Annotated in this window: 15 protein-coding genes; 8 read left to right on the forward strand and 7 right to left on the reverse strand. The window is 66.4% G+C overall.

Annotated elements, in window-relative coordinates:
- Positions 1 to 75: 75 nt before the first annotated feature.
- Both kdsA and AC1DIX_RS21425 read right to left on the reverse strand, forming a co-directional pair.
- Positions 76 to 927, reverse strand: coding sequence for a 3-deoxy-8-phosphooctulonate synthase (gene kdsA / locus AC1DIX_RS21420; RefSeq protein ID WP_442123486.1), 852 nt, complete (start codon positions 925 to 927; stop codon positions 76 to 78).
- The gene (locus tag AC1DIX_RS21425) at positions 924 to 2,597 is read right to left on the reverse strand and encodes a CTP synthase (protein ID WP_442123485.1); all 1,674 of its coding nucleotides are present in this window, start codon (positions 2,595 to 2,597) and stop codon (positions 924 to 926) included. The genes kdsA and AC1DIX_RS21425 overlap by 4 nt, the downstream gene beginning before the upstream one ends.
- 235 nt (positions 2,598 to 2,832) lie before the next feature.
- On the opposite strand from AC1DIX_RS21425, the gene AC1DIX_RS21430 reads away from it, so the two are divergent.
- From AC1DIX_RS21430 to AC1DIX_RS21445, 4 genes are all read left to right on the forward strand, one after another.
- A complete protein-coding gene (locus tag AC1DIX_RS21430; protein WP_477327225.1) occupies positions 2,833 to 3,951 on the forward strand; it encodes a YjgN family protein in 1,119 nt (372 codons plus the stop codon).
- A 5-nt stretch (positions 3,952 to 3,956) separates the two neighbouring features.
- Complete coding sequence (locus AC1DIX_RS21435; protein ID WP_477327227.1) at positions 3,957 to 5,072, forward strand: M48 family metallopeptidase; 1,116 nt, start codon at positions 3,957 to 3,959, stop codon at positions 5,070 to 5,072.
- Between the two features lie 135 nt (positions 5,073 to 5,207).
- On the forward strand, positions 5,208 to 6,911 hold the full coding sequence (locus AC1DIX_RS21440) for a methyl-accepting chemotaxis protein (protein WP_477327229.1): 1,704 nt from the start codon (positions 5,208 to 5,210) through the stop codon (positions 6,909 to 6,911).
- 114 nt (positions 6,912 to 7,025) lie between these two features.
- Complete coding sequence (locus tag AC1DIX_RS21445) at positions 7,026 to 7,427, forward strand: PRC-barrel domain-containing protein (protein ID WP_477327231.1); 402 nt, start codon at positions 7,026 to 7,028, stop codon at positions 7,425 to 7,427.
- Between the two features lie 134 nt (positions 7,428 to 7,561).
- On the opposite strand, the gene AC1DIX_RS21450 is transcribed toward AC1DIX_RS21445, so the two are convergent.
- On the reverse strand, positions 7,562 to 8,887 hold the full coding sequence (locus tag AC1DIX_RS21450) for an amidohydrolase (RefSeq protein ID WP_477327233.1): 1,326 nt from the start codon (positions 8,885 to 8,887) through the stop codon (positions 7,562 to 7,564).
- A 305-nt stretch (positions 8,888 to 9,192) separates the two neighbouring features.
- On the opposite strand from AC1DIX_RS21450, the gene AC1DIX_RS21455 reads away from it, so the two are divergent.
- On the forward strand, positions 9,193 to 10,899 hold the full coding sequence (locus AC1DIX_RS21455; protein ID WP_477327235.1) for a methyl-accepting chemotaxis protein: 1,707 nt from the start codon (positions 9,193 to 9,195) through the stop codon (positions 10,897 to 10,899).
- Between the two features lie 133 nt (positions 10,900 to 11,032).
- Here AC1DIX_RS21455 and AC1DIX_RS21460 read toward each other — a convergent pair whose 3' ends face one another.
- On the reverse strand, positions 11,033 to 14,194 hold the full coding sequence (locus tag AC1DIX_RS21460; protein ID WP_477327237.1) for an error-prone DNA polymerase: 3,162 nt from the start codon (positions 14,192 to 14,194) through the stop codon (positions 11,033 to 11,035).
- Between the two features lie 93 nt (positions 14,195 to 14,287).
- Between AC1DIX_RS21460 and AC1DIX_RS21465 the strand changes: the two genes are divergently transcribed.
- Together AC1DIX_RS21465 and AC1DIX_RS21470 are read left to right on the forward strand one after the other, a co-directional pair.
- Positions 14,288 to 15,055 (forward strand): PhzF family phenazine biosynthesis protein, encoded by a 768-nt coding sequence (locus tag AC1DIX_RS21465; protein ID WP_477327239.1) that lies wholly within the window; start codon positions 14,288 to 14,290, stop codon positions 15,053 to 15,055.
- 1 nt (position 15,056) lies between these two features.
- On the forward strand, positions 15,057 to 15,611 hold the full coding sequence (locus tag AC1DIX_RS21470; protein WP_477327241.1) for a hypothetical protein: 555 nt from the start codon (positions 15,057 to 15,059) through the stop codon (positions 15,609 to 15,611).
- Here AC1DIX_RS21470 and AC1DIX_RS21475 read toward each other — a convergent pair.
- Genes AC1DIX_RS21475 through AC1DIX_RS21485 form a run of 3 tightly spaced genes read right to left on the reverse strand, consistent with a single transcriptional unit; the run spans position 15,544 to position 16,717 of the window.
- A complete protein-coding gene (locus AC1DIX_RS21475) occupies positions 15,544 to 15,960 on the reverse strand; it encodes a DUF1801 domain-containing protein (protein WP_477327243.1) in 417 nt (138 codons plus the stop codon). The genes AC1DIX_RS21470 and AC1DIX_RS21475 overlap by 68 nt on opposite strands.
- Complete coding sequence (locus tag AC1DIX_RS21480) at positions 15,957 to 16,385, reverse strand: SRPBCC family protein (RefSeq protein WP_477327303.1); 429 nt, start codon at positions 16,383 to 16,385, stop codon at positions 15,957 to 15,959. Before AC1DIX_RS21480 ends, AC1DIX_RS21475 begins: the two co-directional genes overlap by 4 nt.
- The gene (locus AC1DIX_RS21485) at positions 16,385 to 16,717 is read right to left on the reverse strand and encodes an ArsR/SmtB family transcription factor (RefSeq protein ID WP_477327245.1); all 333 of its coding nucleotides are present in this window, start codon (positions 16,715 to 16,717) and stop codon (positions 16,385 to 16,387) included. Before AC1DIX_RS21485 ends, AC1DIX_RS21480 begins: the two co-directional genes overlap by 1 nt.
- A gap of 124 nt (positions 16,718 to 16,841) precedes the next feature.
- On the opposite strand from AC1DIX_RS21485, the gene AC1DIX_RS21490 reads away from it, so the two are divergent.
- Entirely contained in the window at positions 16,842 to 17,618 is a 777-nt protein-coding gene (locus AC1DIX_RS21490; protein ID WP_477327247.1) for a type 1 glutamine amidotransferase domain-containing protein, read from the forward strand.
- The last annotated feature ends 20 nt before the right edge of the window (positions 17,619 to 17,638 follow it).

Consider the following 17,638-nt stretch of genomic DNA (forward strand, 5'->3'; position numbering starts at 1 on the left):
GGGGGTCCAAGTTCGCCGGCGTTTCGATAGCGCGAGCAAACTTGGATTCCCGCCTCCGCGGGAACGACGAGCTAATTATTCGAAGTTGGACTCGATGAACCCAGCCTTCTTGACGATACGATCGATCTCGACCAAAGTCGTCAGCAATTCCTTCATGCGTCCCAGCGGCACCGCATTCGGACCGTCCGACAGCGCGCAGGCCGGGTTCGGGTGGGTCTCCATGAACAGGCCCGACACGCCGGCGGCCACCGCGGCGCGCGCCAGCACCGGCACGTGCTCGCGCTGGCCGCCGGACGAGGTGCCCTGGCCGCCCGGCAGCTGCACCGAGTGGGTCGCGTCGAACACGATCGGGCAGTTCGATTCGCGCATGATGGCGAGCGAGCGCATGTCCGACACCAGGTTGTTGTAGCCGAACGAGACGCCGCGTTCGCAGGCCATGAACTGGTCCGGCAGGCCCACTTCCGCAGCCGCCGCGCGCGCCTTGTCGATCACGTTCTTCATGTCGCCCGGCGCCAGGAACTGGCCCTTCTTGATGTTGACCGGCTTGCCCGAACGCGCGACGGCGTTGATGAAGTCGGTCTGGCGGCACAGGAAGGCCGGGGTCTGCAGGACGTCGACCACGCTGGCGACCATCGGAATCTCTTCCTCGGTGTGGACGTCGGTCAGGACCGGCACGCCGATTTCCTTGCGCACGTCGGCCAGGATCTCCAGGCCCTTCTCCATGCCCGGACCGCGGAACGATTTACCGGACGAGCGGTTGGCCTTGTCGAACGACGATTTATAGATGTACGGGATACCCAGCGCGCTGGTGATTTCCTTGAGCTGGCCGGCGACGTCCATCGCCATCTGGCGCGATTCGATCACGCAGGTACCGGCAATCAGGAAGATCGGCTGGTCGAGGCCGACTTCGAATCCGCAAAGCTTCATGCCACTTCTCCTTGCACGGCCGGGGTGTTCGCGGCCTGTTTGTTGTCGGCCTGGTGGACCAGGGCCGCCTTGATGAACGAGGTGAACAGCGGGTGGCCGTTACGCGGCGTCGACTTGAACTCCGGGTGGAACTGCACGCCGATGTACCACGGGTGGTTTTCGCGCGAGAGTTCCATGATCTCCAGCAGGTCTTCGTTCGGCGTACGGGCCGACACCACCAGGCCGGCCGCTTCGATCTTCGGCAGGTAGTAGTTGTTGCCTTCGTAGCGGTGACGGTGGCGCTCGGTCACGACGTTGCCGTAGATCTCGGCGGCCAGCGTGCCCGGATTCACCGCGCAGGTCTGGGCGCCCAGGCGCATGGTGCCGCCCAGGTCCGAATTCACGTCGCGCTTCTCGACCTTGCCGTCGTGGTTCTGCCACTCGGTAATCAAGGCGACGACCGGCTGGTCGGTTTCCGGATCGAACTCGGTCGAGTTGGCGTTCGGCAGGCCGGCCACATGGCGCGCGTATTCGATCAACGCAACCTGCATGCCCAGGCAGATGCCGAGGTAAGGGATCTTGTTCTCGCGGGCATAGCGCGCGGCCATGATCTTGCCTTCCACGCCGCGCTTGCCGAAGCCGCCCGGCACCAGGATGGCGTCGTACTTGGCCAGGTGGGCGCAGCCGGTGCTCTCGATCTCTTCCGAGTCGATGTACTCGATGTTGACGCGGCTCTCGGTGTGGATGCCGGCGTGGCGCAGCGCCTCGGTCAGCGATTTATAGGACTCGATCAGGTCGACGTACTTGCCGACCATGCCGATGGTCACTTCGTGCTTCGGGTTTTCCAGCGTGTGGATCAGCTTGGTCCACATCGACAGGTCGGCCGGCGGCGCATCGATGCCCAGCGCTTCCAGGATGATGTCGTCCAGGCCCTGGTCGCACAGCACCTGCGGCACCTTGTAGATGGTGTCGACGTCCCACACGGAAATGACGGCCTGCTCTTCGACGTTGGCGAACAGCGAGATCTTCGCACGCTCGTCGTCCGGGATGCGGCGGTCGGCGCGGCACAGCAGCGCGTTCGGCGAAATGCCGATCTCGCGCAGTTTCTGTACCGAGTGCTGGGTCGGCTTGGTCTTGAGTTCGCCGGCGGAGGCGATCCAGGGCACCAGGGTCAGGTGGACGAAGGCCGCGCCCTTGCGGCCCGAGCGCAGCGACAGCTGGCGCGCGGCTTCCAGGAAGGGCAGCGACTCGATGTCGCCGACGGTGCCGCCGATCTCGACCAGCGCCACGTCCACGCCTTCGGCGCCGCGGCGGATGAAGTCCTGGATCTCGTTGGTGATGTGCGGGATCACCTGCACGGTCTTGCCGAGATACTCGCCGCGGCGTTCCTTGCGGATCACCGATTCATAGATCTGGCCGGTGGTGAAGTTGTTCACCTTGCGCATGCGGGTGCTGATGAAGCGCTCGTAGTGGCCGAGGTCGAGGTCGGTCTCGGCGCCATCGTCGGTGACGAACACTTCGCCGTGCTGGGTCGGGCTCATCGTGCCCGGGTCCACGTTGATGTACGGGTCGAGCTTCAGGAGGGTGACTTTGAGACCGCGCGATTCGAGGATCGCGGCGAGGGAAGCGGCCGCGATCCCTTTACCCAGGGAAGACACGACGCCGCCAGTGACGAATACGAATTTGGTCATTGTGCAGAAGGTGCCGAACGGCACGCGCGGGAAATTGAAATTATACCTTAATCCTGCAAATACTTCTTCAGTACAACTTGGCAACAGGTCGTAAAGCGCACTACGGCGTCGCTTTCGCACCAAGACGTGGCATATCCGACTCAGCCTGCATCGACAGCTCTTGCAAAAATTGCCAAAATGTGAAGACGGGCCTTACACTTGCATCTTTCTTCCATGCCAACATCGAGCCCGGACCATGATCGAGCAAGCCCTCGAAACGGACACCACCCTGCAGCCGGATGACGAGGCGCCGCCGGCCTTCGGTTTCAGCGGTAGCGGCGCCGAATATTTCCGCATCTGGATCGTCAACCTGCTGCTGACCGTGGCCACGCTCGGCATCTACTCGGCCTGGGCCAAAACCCGTCGGCTCCAGTATTTTTACCGGAACACCCAGCTGGCCGGCGCGAGCTTCGACTTCCGCGGCGATCCGAAGGCCATCCTGCGCGGCCGCATCCTGGCCGTCGTGCTGCTGGCCGCCTACCACTACGCCTTCGGTTTCTCGCTCGAGGCCGGGGTGGTCGTGGTCGCCGTGCTGCTGGCCGGCCTGCCCTTCATGATGCTGTCGGCGCTGCGCTTCCGGCTGTCGAACGTCTGGTACCGCGGCCTGCCCTTCGGCTTTTGCGGCAGCGTGCGCGATGCCTACCGCGTCTACCTGCTGCCGGTTGCCGTGTTCGTGCTGCCCGGCGCCATGGTCGCGCTTATACCCAATAGTAAACTCTCCGGCGCGGCCTTCCTGCTCTACCTGGCCTGGCCGCTGATCCACGGCGCCACCCGCTGCTACCAGCAGGAGCACCTCATGTACGGCAACCAGCGCGCCGGCTTTTCGCTGACCACCACCGAACTGGCGACACCCTATCTGCAAGCCGTGTTCGCCGCCATGGCATTGCTGTTCCTGTTCGCCGTCACGGTCATCGTAGGCATGAGCCTCGGCAAGCCGCAGGGCATGAACCGCTTCGTGTACGTCCTTATCGTCATCGTGCTGGCCTACCTGATGATCGTGCTGACCGGACCGCTCATCGTGGTACGCATGAACAACCTGGCGTGGTCGGCCACCGCCTTCCCCGGCGTCGAGATCGCCTGCACGATGCGCGCCCGAACCTACTTGCGCCTGCAGACCGTCAACGTGGTCCTGACCCTGCTGACCCTGGGGCTGTTCCGTCCCTTCGCCGCGGTGCGCACCTGGCGCTACCGGGTGGCCCACCTGAGCGTGGCGGCCCCGGCCGGCCTCGAGCAGGCCGCGCGGATGGCGGTGCCGCGCAGCACGGCGGCCGGCGACGGCGTGGCCGATTTCCTCGGCGTCGACCTGTCCTGGTAAAGCGCATGATGACCGCTCATTTCTTCGACGGGCGCAGCGCGCGCCTGCATCCCGCCCAACTCGACGTGCAGGCCGGGCAACTCCACGTGTCGACGCCCTCCTTCGTGCGCAGCTACCCGCTCGACGGCGTGCACCTGGCCGAACCCTTCGCCGCCGCGCCCGCCGTACTGCGCTTCGAGGACGGCGCCAGTTGCGAAGTGCCGGCCGGCGACGCCCAGCGCGAACTGCTGGCGGCAATCGGCTACCGCAAGAGCCGCGTGATGCACTGGCAGGAGCGCTGGCCGCTCGCCCTGCTGGCCCTGCTCCTGTTGCTGTCGCTGCTCGCCTTCGTCTATTTCCGCGTGCTGCCGGCAGCCGCCGAACGCATCGCCGCCAATCTGCCGCTCTCGGTCGACGCCTCCCTCGGCAAGACCGCGCTGGCCACCCTCGAGGCCCGCGGCCTGCTGGCGCCTTCGCGCCTGAGCGACGAGCGCATCGCCGAGGTCCAGGCCCTGCTGCCGCGTGTGCTGCCGCGCCATCCGCGCATCCCGGTGCGCCTCATCGTGCGCGACGCGCCGAAGTGGGGCGCGAACGCGATGGCCCTTCCGGACGGCACCATCGTCGTCACCGACATGATGGTGCGCCTGACCCAGAACCGCCGCAACGAGCTGACGGAGACCGGCCGGGAACAGCTGGTTGCCGTGCTCGGACACGAGGTCGGCCACCTGGAGCTGAGGCACAGCGCGCGCATGCTGGCCAGGTCTTCGCTGACCGCCGCCCTGTCGGCAACGCTGTTCGGCGACTTCAGCGCAGTGGCGGCCGGCCTGCCGGCCGTGCTGTCGCAGGCGGAATATTCGCGCGCGATGGAAAGCGACGCCGACCGCTACGCCCTGGCCGTGCTGCGCCATAACCGGATTCCGGTGATGTCCTTCATCGAGGTGCTCGGCAAGCTGGAAGACCAGCACCACGCGCGCGGCACCACGCCGCAATGGCTGCGCGAGGGCATGGACTACATGTCGAGCCACCCGAAGACGGCCAGGCGGATCCTGGACCTGCAGGACGCGACCGGCGACGAGAAAGAGGAAGCGCGACTTGTCGGAAAGGAGATTGAAGAGCTGTTCCATGCGAAAGGCATGAATTGATAGCGAACGGCTAAGGGATGTTGGGCCGATGCCGCAGAATATTGCCAAAATGTTCCCGAAAGCAACAGAGATTACTGCATCGAAAGTACAATCTTTTGTGAATATTCACTAATGGTTTCGCTTTCGAGGACAGTCATGGGTTTTTTCAGTCAATTCAATATCGGTAAACGGCTCGCCATCGGCTTCTCGCTGACCCTGGCGATGGCCGTGCTGATCGCGGGCGTCGGCATGTCGCGCCTGAGCAAGGTGGCCAACGAGTCCGCCGAGGTACTCACCGTCCCCCTGACCAAGGAGCGCCTGGTGGGCGAGTGGTATGTGCAGATCTTCGCCGCCGTGCGCCGCACCGCCGCCATCGTCAAGAGCAGCGATCCCTCGCTGGGCGACTACTTCAAGGAAGACGCGGCCGCCACCGGCAAGCGCGCGGCCGACCTGGTCAAGCAGATCGAACCGCTGATCGCCGCCGGCGAAGAAAAGGCGCTGTGGGACCGCATCGGCGAACTGCGCAAGGGCTATTCGGCGGCGCGCGATGCCGCGGTCAAGGCCAAGGCCGACGGCGACACCGAACTGGCAGCCCGGATCCTCGACGAGAAATTCACCCCGACCGCCAAGGCTTACCAGGAAGCCGTGCAGCAGCTGGTGGCGATGCAGAACGCGCGCATCGATGCCGCCAAGGTCGACATCCAGGCCGGCGCCGGCGCCAGCGAACGCCTGATCACCGTGCTGTCCGTGTGCGCCGTCGCACTCGGCGCGATCAGCTCGATCCTGCTCACCCGCGGCATCGTCGGCCCGATCCGCGAAGCGGTGGAAGTGGCCGAGACGGTGGCTTCCGGCGACCTCACCCGCCACATCGAATCGAGCGCGAAGGACGAAACCGGCGCCCTGCTGCGCGCACTGCGCCACATGAACGACAGCCTGGTCGGCATCGTCAGCGAAGTCCGCGGCGGCACCTCGGCGATCCACGGCGCGGCCGGCGAAATCTCGGCCGGCAACCTCGACCTCTCCTCGCGCACCGAGCAGCAGGCCGCCGCGCTGGAAGAAACCGCGGCCTCGATGGCGCACCTGACCGACACCGTGCGCCAGAACGCGGACAACGCGCGCCAGGCCAACCAGCTGGCGATCACCGCCTCCAGCGTCGCCACCAAGGGCGGCGAAGTGGTCGGCCAGGTGATCCTGACCATGGGTTCGATCAACGAATCGTCGAAGAAGGTCGTCGACATCATCGGCGTCATCGACGGCATCGCCTTCCAGACCAATATCCTGGCCCTGAACGCGGCCGTGGAAGCGGCGCGCGCCGGCGAGCAGGGCCGCGGCTTTGCCGTGGTGGCGAGCGAAGTGCGCACCCTGGCCCAGCGTTCGGCGGCGGCGGCCAAGGAAATCAAGGCCCTGATCGACGACTCGGTCGGCAAGGTCGATGCCGGCGCAAGGCTGGTCGACCAGGCCGGCGACACGATGGGCCAGGTGGTGGACGCGATCCAGCGCGTCACCGACATCATGGCCGAAATCGCATCCGCCAGCCAGGAACAGACCGACGGCATCGAGCAGGTGAACCAGGCCATCACCCAGATGGACGAAACCACCCAGCAGAACGCGGCCCTGGTCGAGGAATCCGCGGCGGCCGCCGGCTCGCTGCAGGACCAGGCGGCCAAGCTGGCCCACGCCGTTGACGTGTTCAAGGTCGAGCGCCAGGCCGCCCCGGCCCCGGCCGTGCCGTCGCGAATCGAACCGGCAGCCAGCCTGCCCGCCGTGCGCCCGCAGCCGGCGCCGAAGCCGGCGCGCGCCGCGGCCTCCAAACGCCCTGCCGCCAGCGCCACCGTCGGCGACGGCTGGGAAGAGTTCTGATTCCTAGGGTGGACACAGGGTGTCCACCCTACTTCGATCTCTGGACCGTGCGCCTCCGAACGGAGTTTGTCCCGACTCGGGTTATCCTTGCGCTTCCAGATCAAGGAGGTGGAGATGTCCTACGAGGAAAGAGACGACTACGGCATGTACAAGAACAAGCACGGCAAGGGACCGGGCCCGGAAATGATGGGCGCGAATACCCTGATCGGCGACCATGTCCATAACCTGCAGAACGAGCACCTGGGCGTCATCAAGGAGTTCATGGTCGACATGCGCAGCGGCGCCATCGCCTACGCGGTGATGTCCACCGGCCGCTTCCTGGGCCTGGGCGAAAAACTGTTCGCGGTGCCCTGGCAGGCCCTCACGCTGGATACGCGGCACAAGCGCTTCACGATGGACATTCCAAAAGAGCGCATCGAGAACGCGCCCGGATTCGATACCGACCACTGGCCGGACATGGCCGACCTCGAATGGGTCGGCGCGGTGCATGACTATTTCGGGACGCGCACGGCATGAACGTGGTGCGCGCTGCATGCACGTCGTCCCCGCGAAGGCGGGGACCCAAGTTTGCCAGCATCTCGACGACGCAAACAGAACTTGGGTCCCCGCCTGCGCGGGGACGACGGATCAAACGCTAACGGTGCTGACGATTACTTCTTCGGCGCCATCAGATCCAGCAGGATCGCAGTCTCGGCCTTGATGGTATTCACCACGGTCGGCTTGAAGTCCGGCGCCCATTGCGGCGAGTGGGTGCCCGGCAGCGGTTCGCCGGCCTTCCTGGCGGCTTCCAGGCGCTTGCCATCGACCGCGCCGACGTGCAGCAGGATCGCCTTCACGCCCGGCTGCAGGCCGTACTGCGAAAAGTCTTCCGAGGTCATCTTGGCCGGCATCTCCTTCACGAACTCAGGGCCGACGGCGCCCTGCACCACCTTCACCATGCGGCCGATCAGCTCCGGATCGTTGTAGACCGAATCGGTGCCCGGCTCGACGACCACCAGCGGCTCCTTCGGCGCGCCGGCGGCCATGGCTTCACCCTTGGCTTCGCGCGCGATGCTCGCCAGGATGCGCTTGCGCACTTCCGGCTTGAAGGTACGCACCGACAGCTGCAGCTTGACCTGGTCCGGAATGATGTTGGCCACGGTGCCGCCGTGGATGCTGCCCACGGTGATGACGGCCGGATCGATCGGGTTGTTCTCGCGCGAGACCAGGGTCTGCAGCGCCATCACGATGCGCGCGGCGATCACGATCGGGTCGCGCGCCTCGTGCGGCACGGCGCCATGGCCGCCCTGGCCATTTACGGTGATGGTGACCACGTCCGACGAAGCACGGAACGGGCCGGCGTGGTACATGATCGTACCCGACGGCATGGTGGCGTCGTCGTGGAAGGACAGTGCGTAGTCAGGCTTCGGGAAGCGCTTGAACAGGCCGTCCTTCAGCATCGCTTCGGCGCCGTGCACGGTTTCTTCCGACGGCTGGCCGATCAGCATCAGGGTGCCGCTCCAGGCCTTGCGGTTTTCCGCCATCAGCTTGGCGGTGCCGTACCAGGCCGACATGTGCAGGTCGTGGCCGCAGGCGTGGGCCAGGGCGACGGTCTCGCCGGCGGCGTTCCTGGTGGTCGCCTTGCTGGCGAACGGCAGGCCGGTCTTTTCCTGGACCGGCAGCGCGTCCATTTCGGTGCGCAGCATCACGGTCGGGCCGGGGCCGTTCTTCAGGATCGCCACCACGCCGGTGCCGCCGACGCCGGTGGTGACCTCGAAGCCCAGGTCCTTGGCCAGCTTGGCCAGCTTGGCGGCGGTCTGGTGTTCGGCGAAGCCGATTTCCGGGTTGCGGTGCAGGTCCTGGTACAGGCTTTCGATTGCCGGGTAGTTGGCGTTCAGCTGTTCCGCGAACGGTGCGGGCAGCGTTGCGGCGCCGGCGCTGCCGCCGATGAGTCCGGCCAGGAACAGGGTGTTACGGAGGATGCTGGATGACTTCATTGCGTATTTACTCTTTGCGTGATGAGACAAAAAAAGCGGCGGGCGAGCCCGGCCTTCTTTTTTACGCTAACAGATCATTCAGGATGTAACAATGTTCAATTTAACAATCCCACGGGTAAAGTGTCGGATATTCCCTACAAAATGTTGCAAAAATTTTTCCATAAAGAATTTTTTCATTCCTGAAAGAAATTTCCGTCAGTACAATTCAGTCTTCTCCGGCCCAGCCCCCAAGACACGTGTCCACGCTCCAGTTCGAGCTGCTTCCTTCACGCGTGGCCGGCCGCAATTCGTACAAAGGAATATCGATGGGATTCGTTGCAAACATCAAGATCGGCAAACGCCTTGGACTCGGCTTTGCCGTCATTCTCGCGATGACGGTGGTCATTTCCGCCGTCGGCGCCTGGCGCATGGCCCAGGTGGCTGACGCGACCAGGAACATGATGGCCGTGCCGCTGGCCAAGGAACGTTTGATTACCGACTGGTACACGCTGAACTTCGCGTCGATCCGCCGCACCGCGGCCATCGCCAAGAGCTCCGATCCGTCGCTGGGCGCCTACTTCAAGGAAGATTCGGCCGCCTCGGTGAAGAAAGCCGCCGAACTGCTCAAGCAGATCGAGCCGCTGATCGCCGCCAGCGGTCCGGAAAAGGAGCTGTTCGCGAAGATCCTGGAACAGCGCAAGGTGTACAGCGCCTCGCGCGACGGCACCGTCAAGGCCAAGGCCGACGGCAATGCGGAAGAAGCGGCGCGCATCCTCGACAAGGAATTCACCCCGGCGGCGCAGAAGTACCAGGACCTGCTGCTGCAACTGGTCACCATGCAGCGTAACAGCATGGACGCCACCGCCAGCGGCATCGACGGCAATGCCGACAAGGCCACCTGGCTGATCATGATCCTGTGCGGCTGCGCGGTGCTGCTGGGCGGCGTGATCTCCTGGGTGCTCACCCGCGGCATCGTGCTGCCGATCCGCCAGGCGGTCGGCGTGGCCGAAACCGTGGCAAGCGGCGACCTGACCCACGACATCGTGGCCAACACCAAGGACGAAACTGGCGCCCTGCTGCGCGCCCTGCGCCACATGAACGACAGCCTGGTGGGCATCGTCAGCCAGGTCCGCGGCGGCACCGACACCATCGCCACCGCTTCGAGCGAGATCAGCGCCGGCAACCTCGATCTCTCCTCGCGCACCGAGCAGCAGGCGGGCGCGCTGGAAGAGACGGCGGCCTCGATGGAAGAGCTGACCACCACCGTGCGCCAGAACGCCGACAACGCACGCCAGGCCAACCAGCTCGCCATCGCCGCCTCCCAGGTGGCGACCCAGGGCGGCGCCGTGGTCGGCGAAGTCGTTACCACCATGGGCGAGATCAACGATTCGGCCAACAAGATCGTCGACATCATCAGCGTCATCGACGRCATCGCCTTCCAGACCAATATCCTGGCGCTGAACGCCGCTGTCGAAGCGGCCCGCGCCGGCGAACAGGGCCGCGGCTTCGCGGTCGTGGCGGGCGAAGTGCGCACCCTGGCCCAGCGCTCGGCYGCGGCCGCCAAGGAAATCAAGGAACTGATCACGGCCTCGGTGGCCAAGGTCGACACCGGCGCCAAGCTGGTTGACCAGGCCGGCGCCACCATGGAACAGGTGGTGACCAGCATCCGCCGCGTGACCGACATCATGGGCGAGATCACCAGCGCCAGCCAGGAACAGACCGGCGGTATCGAACAGGTCAACCAGGCCATCGGCCAGATGGACCAGGTGACCCAGCAAAACGCGGCCCTGGTCGAAGAAGCGGCGGCCGCCGCCGCCTCGATGCAGGACCAGGCCGCCAAGCTGGCCGAAGTGGTCAGCGTGTTCAAGCTGGATCGCTCGCACGACTTCGGCGCGGTGGCTGCGGCGCCGGTCAAGGCCGTGCCGGCGCGGCCGGCCCTGCCGCGCGCAAGCACCCAGGTGGTGAAGGCTGCGTCCGCCAGACCGGCGAGGACGTCGAAGCAGGCGGTTGAGGCGGATTGGGAAGAGTTTTAAGCCTTAGCTTGTAAACGTCGCCCCCGCGAAGGCGGGGGTCCAGGTTCTGCCGGCGCAGTCGAAACGCGAACAAACTTGGGTCCCCGCCTTCGCGGGGACGACGGTGGAGTTTCGCGGGAATGACGGCTACACGCTAACAAAAATCCCGGCTGCGCGTATCCAGATTCCCCAGCAGGTGCGACATATCCACCAGCCGCTTGGCTACCAGGTGGCGTACCTCCCCTTCCCTCTGCCAGATCCCGTACACGCCCAGCAGGTGCGCATTCAGCACCTCGCGGCGCTGCCGTTCGACCAGGCTGGCCCACACGATCACGTTCACGTTTCCGGTCTCGTCCTCGATGGTGAGGAAGAGCACGCCCTTGGCCGTGCCCGGGCGCTGGCGCACGGTGACGATGCCGCAGGCGCGCGCCAGTTGGCCGTTGGCGAAGTCCATCAGCACCTCGGCCGGCAGGAAGCGCTTCGCCAGTAATTGCGGCCGCAGCAGCGCGAGCGGATGGCGGCCCAGCGTGAGTCCCTGGGCGCGGTAGTCGCCGACGATCTCCTGTCCCTCGCTGGGCGCCGCCAGCACCGGCACGTCTTCTTCCAGCGAGGCGGGTCGCAGCAGGTCCTTGTCCGGCACCGACCCCACCGCCTGCCACAGGGCCTGGCGCCGGTGTCCGGCCAGCGCCTGCAGCGCATTCCCGCCGGCCAGCACCTGCAGGTCGCCGCGGTCCAGGTTCGCGCGCCGCGCCAGGTCGGCCGTGTCAAGGAAGGGGCGGATCGCGCGCGCCAGCTCGATGCGCTCGGCCGCCTCCTTGCCCATTCCCCTCAGCAGGTGCAGGCCGAGGCGCACCGCCGGCTGGGTGGACGAGGGCTCGCCCCTTTCTTCCAGCGCCGACTCCCAGCCGCTGACGGCGACGTCCACCGGGCGCACCTCGATGCCGTGGCGGCGCGCATCCTGCACCAGCTGCGAGGGACTGTAGAAGCCCATCGGCTGGCTATTCAACAAGGCGCACAGGAAGGCCGCCGGCTCGTGGCACTTCAGCCAGGAGCTGGCATAGGCCAGCAGCGCGAAGCTGGCCGCATGCGATTCCGGGAAGCCGTATTCGCCGAAGCCCTGGATCTGGCTGAAGATCTGCTCGGCGAACGTCAGGTCGTAGCCGCGCTTCAGCATGCCGCCGACGATGCGCTCGTAATACTTCTCGAGCCCTCCCTTGCGCTTCCAGGCCGCCATCGCGCGGCGCAGCTGGTCGGCTTCGCCGGGCGTGAAGCCGGCCGCCAGGATCGCCACCTGCATCACCTGCTCCTGGAAGATCGGCACGCCCAGCGTGCGCTCCAGCGCCACCTTCATTTGCGGACTCGGGTAAGTCACCAGCGACGGATCCTCGCGCCGCTTCAGGTAGGGGTGCACCATGCCGCCCTGGATCGGCCCCGGACGCACGATGGCCACCTGGATCACCAGGTCGTAGAACTGCCGCGGCTTCATCCGCGGCAGCATGCTCATCTGGGCACGCGACTCGATCTGGAAAACGCCCACGGTATCGGCCGCGCGGATCATGCGGTAGGTGGCCGGGTCGTCGTGCGGGATGTCCTGCAGTTCGAACACCATGCCGTGGCGCCGGCCGACCAGCTCCAGGCAGCGTCTCAGCATCGACAGCATGCCCAGCGCCAGCACGTCGACTTTCATCAGGCCCAGCTCCTCGAGGTCGTCCTTGTCCCACTGGATCACGCTGCGCTCCGCCATCGTCGCATTCTCGATCGGCACCAGGCGCGAGAGCTTCCCGCGCGCCATCACGAAGCCGCCCGGGTGCTGCGAGAGATGCCGCGGAAATCCGAGCAGGCGCTGGGCCAGCGAAGCCCACTGCTGCGACAGCGGCGCTTCCGGATCGAGGCCGCTCTCGGCCAGGCGGTTCAGCAGGTCCGCCTTGCCGTCGAACCAGTGGTGCTGCTTGCAGACCTTCTCGATGATGGCGAGGTCGATGCCGAGCGCCCGCCCACTGTCGCGCAGCGCGCTTTTCGGACGGTAGCTGATCACCACCGCCGCCAGCGCGGCGCGGGTGCGTCCGTATTTCTGGTAGATGTACTGGATGACTTCTTCGCGGCGCTGGTGTTCGAAGTCGACGTCGATGTCGGGCGGCTCGTTGCGCTCCTTCGAGATGAAGCGTTCGAACAGCAGGCTGGCCCGCGCCGGGTCGACCTCGGTGATGCCGAGGCAGTAGCAGACCGCCGAATTGGCGGCCGAACCGCGGCCCTGGCAGAGGATGTGCCGGGAGCGGGCGAAGCGCACGATGTCGTACACGGTCAGGAAGTAGTGCTCGTAGCGCATCTCGGAGATCAGCTGCAGCTCGTGCTCGATCTGGGCCTGCACCCTGGCCGGGATGCCGTCGCGGAAGCGCCGGTGCGCGCCGATCCAGGTTTCGCTGCGCAGGTAGCTGGTGGCCGTGTGGCCGGGCGGGACCACTTCGTCCGGGTATTCGTAGCGCAACTCCTCCAGCGAGAAGGTGCACAGGCCGGCGATGCGCAGGGTTTCCTGCAGCGCGGCGCGCGGATAGATGTTGGCGAGGCGCACCCGCGAACGCAGGTGCTGCTCGGCGTTCTGGGCCAGCTGGTAGCCGCATTCGGCGACCGGCTTGCCGATCCGCGTCGCGCTCAAGGTATCCTGCAAGGGCTTGCGGGAACGTAGGTGCATCACCACGTGGCCGACGGCGACGATCGGCAGGCCGTGCTGCCAGCCGACCTCCTCGACGGTGGCGCGGTGGGCGTCGTCGAAGGCGCGGTGCAGCAGGTTCAGGCCGATCCAGGCGCGGCCCGGAAAGGTCAGCGCCATCCAGGCCGCCTGGGCGTGCAGGCGGTCGACGCCTTGCTGGTCGTGGCCCGGATAGGCCGGCAGCAGGATCGCCAGGCAGTCCGGCATGCCGTTTTCCAGGTCGGCGGGATGCAGCAGGTAAGTTCCTTTCCCGCTGCGGGTGCGCCCGAGCGTGATCAGTTCCGACAGGTTGCCGTAGCCGTTGCGGTTCCGGGCCAGCAAAATGAGGGACAGCGCATCGGCGCCGTCCGGCTGCTTCAGGTGGAAATGGGCGCCGATGATGAGCGGCAGTTTTGCGCTCTTCGCCTCCGCATGCGCGCGCACCACGCCGGCCAGCGAGCACTCGTCGGTGATGGCCAGCGCCGCATAGCCCAGCTGCACGGCGCGCGCCACCAGTTCTTCCGCGTGCGATGCGCCCTGCAGGAAGGAGAAGTTCGACAGGCAGAACAGCTCCGCATACTGGGGCAGGCCAAGGTGCAGGCCAAATTGGGAAGATGGCTCGGATGGCATCGTGTGTCTGGGCAAATAGATCTACAATTGTCTTGGAAAAAGACAATACTGTATAAAAACACAGTATAACTGACGACTTCAGCATTTGCGAACATGCACGTACACGAATTGATTTGCTTCGGGGCCCACCCCGGCGACGGCAACCCGGCGTTGGTGATCGAAGACGACGGCATGGACCCGGCCGCACGCCAGGCCTTTGCCGCCGCGCGCAACACCACCTGCGTCTTCCTGTCCCGGGACCGGGAGGTCGACTACTTCTATCCGCACATGCGCAGTCCGCTCTGCCTGCATGCGACGCTGGCGGTGGCCGCCGTCCTGCTCGAACGCGAGCAGGACGCGCAGGCGATCACCGTGCGCACCGCCATGAAGGGCCAGGCACTGGAACTGTCGCGCGAGGACGGGCGCTATTTCGTGAAGCTGGCGCCGCAGACGGTGCCGCAGGCCGCCATCGGCGGCGACGGGATCGCGGCCCTGCTGAACGCACCCGGCCTGGTCCTGGCCTCGCGGCCGCGGGTGGCCTCGGTCGGCAGCCCCAAGCTGCTGGTCGAAGTGGAGGATGCGGACACGCTGTACGGCCTGGCGCCCGACCTGGCCGGCATCGCGGCCTGGGGCAAGGCGAACGGCGTGAACGGCCTGTATGTCTACTGCCGCTTGGCGGAAGGCGTTTATGAAGGCCGCAATTTCAACCACCTCGATGCGGCGCTGGAAGACAGCGCGACCGGGGTCGCGGCCGGCGCGCTGGCCGCGGCGCTGGGGCATGGCCTGGTGCTGCGCCAGGGCCGGGCGACGGGACGGGATTGCCTGATCCAGGCGCGGGTCGAGGATGGGGCCATCCTGGTCGGCGGAGCGGCCGAGGGCTAGCATGCATCCGGCCATCAGGTTCATCTCGCTTGCCGCCCTGCTCACCCTGGGCGCCTGCGCCTCGAAGACGGTGTCGCGGATGGGCAGCGCCGCCGCCTCCCCGCTCAACGATCTCGGCATCACGAAACAGGATGTGCCGGCCGTGCTCGAGAAAGCCAAGGAAAATCCCTACCGGCCGCCGGAGAACCGCAGCTGCACCGCCATCGCGCGCGAGATCCGCGAACTCGACGAGGCGCTCGGTCCCGACTACGATGCGCCGCCCTCGGCAAAAGACGAGGACACTTTCATGAACAAGGCGTCCGACGTGGCGGAGGACCAGGCCGTCGGCGCGGTCCAGCGGACCGCCGAAGGCCTGATCCCCTTCCGCAGCTGGGTGCGCAAGCTCAGCGGCGCCGAGCGGCATTCGAAGCACGTGTCCGCCTGCATCACGGCAGGGTCGGTGCGCCGCGCCTACCTGAAAGGCCTGGCCGCCTCGCAGCGCTGCGCCTTCATGCGCAGGCCGGCGCCTTCGCCCGCTTCGGCTTCGGCTTCGTCTTCGTCTGTGCCGACGCATTGAGCGCGGCCGCGGCGCGGATCAGCGCCTTGAAGGCCTCGGCATCGACCTCCTCGCCTTCGCGGATGTCGATCGCGCGCCGCGCATTGCCGTCCAGGCTGGAATTGAACAGCTTCGCGGGATCGTCCAGCGAGGCCCCCTTCAGGAAGGTCAGCTTCACCCAGGACTTGTAGGACTCGCCGGTGCAGAGGATGCCGCCGTGTTCCCAGACCGGCGTGCCCATCCACTTCCAGCTCTCCACCACATCGGGGATGGCTTCGTGGATCAGCGCGCGCATCCGCGCCAGGGTGGCGCCGCGCCAGTCCCGCAGGCTGGCGATGCGCTCGTCGATCAGTACGGAGGCCTCGCTCATGCCGCCGCTCCCAGCCCCGCCAGCACCTGGTCGAGCGAAGCGAAGAACTTGTTCCAGCCGTACTGGGCGCCATGGTAGGCCTGGTCCTGGTCCGGACGGAAGCCGCTCTGTTCCATGCGCAGGCGGGTGCCGGCGCCGCTGGGCGTGAGGGTCCAGGTGACCACGCTGTCCAGGCCCATCGCGGCCCAGGTATAGGACAGGCTGCGCTGCGCTTCGATCTCGAGCACCTGGCAGTCGACCGAGCCCCAGTCGCCGTGCAGGCTGAAGCGGTGGTTCGCGGCCGGCACGAAGTCGTTCTTCATCAGCCAGGCCTCGATCAGGTGCGGCTGGGTGAGCGCGCGCCAGATCTTCTCGGGCGCATGCGCGAACTCGCGTTCGACGGTGACGGTGCGAAGTTCAGAAGCAAGCTGCGGCGAAGCATTCATCATTGATCCATCCTTTTCAAAAGGTCATCGAGGTCATCGAACCGGTCTTCCCAGAACCGGGACATCTGCTGCGTCCAGTCGACCAGCGGGGCGAGCGCTTTCAACCGGGCGGAATAATGGGTCTGGCGTCCCTCGTGCCGGTCGCTGACGAGTCCGGCCTGCTTGAGGATGCCGAGGTGCTTCGACACGGCCGGCTGCGAGACCCCGGCCTGGGCCGTCAAGGCCCCGACGGTCTGCTCCCCTTCGCGGCACAAGCGTTCGAACAGGGCCCGGCGGGTGGGGTCGGCGAGGGTCCTGAAAATGGCGTCGGGGGTGTCGGGTGTCTGTTCCATCTGAATTCATAACTGCGTGGCTATGGATTAAGTATAACCACGCGGTTATGAATAGGTCAAGCGGAACTAAAGCCATGTCTGCCAACTCTGCTAACAAGGGACGATGGACAACGAGGAGCTCACGATGAACGGATCCGGAAAACTCGCCGGCAAGCGGATTGCCGTGCTGGCGGCGGACGGTGTCGAACAGGCGGAACTCGATGCCGCGCTGATGGCGCTGAAGAACGCGGGCGCGCAATCCGCACTGGTGGCCCTGCGCGCCGGCCGGATCCGCGGCATGAACGGGCACCAGCCCGCCGAGCTGGTGCGGGTCGACCGGACCATCGACGCGGTCCGCGCGGACGACTATGACGGCCTGTTGATTCCCGGTGGCTATATCGCGCCCGACCTGCTGCGCCAATCTCTCTCCGCGCGCGAGTTCGTGCGCGCCTTCGATGCCGCTGGCAAGCCGATCGCGGCGATGTCGCACGCGGCCCTGCTGCTGGTCTCCTGCGGGCTGGCGGCCGGGCGCACCCTGACCTCCTGGCCGGGCGTGCGCGACGACCTGGTGAATGCCGGCGCCATCTGGCGCAACCAGCAGGCCGTGCGCGACGGCCGCCTCCTCACCAGCCGGACGCCGCAGGACGCCATCGCCTTCTCCCATGAGCTGGCGCCCTTCCTGGCCGGCGAGGCCGAGCCCGTTCCCGCCGCCGCGCCCATCGATTCCGATCCGCCCCAGCAGGCGCCGTCCGAACTGCCCGACCAGTTGCTGCGCTGGCTGGCCACGCCCTCGCTCGGGGCCATGCTGAGCCTGGCGATCGTGGGGGTCGGCGTGGTCGCCGCCAACCGCAGCCTGCGCAGGCGCGAAGCCCGCGACGCGACGCCCGTGCAGCCACCGCCCCCGGCCGGCCCCGAGGGCTGAGAGCCGGCCGCGGATTGCCG

This window comes from Massilia sp. 05N420, assembly GCF_056397205.1.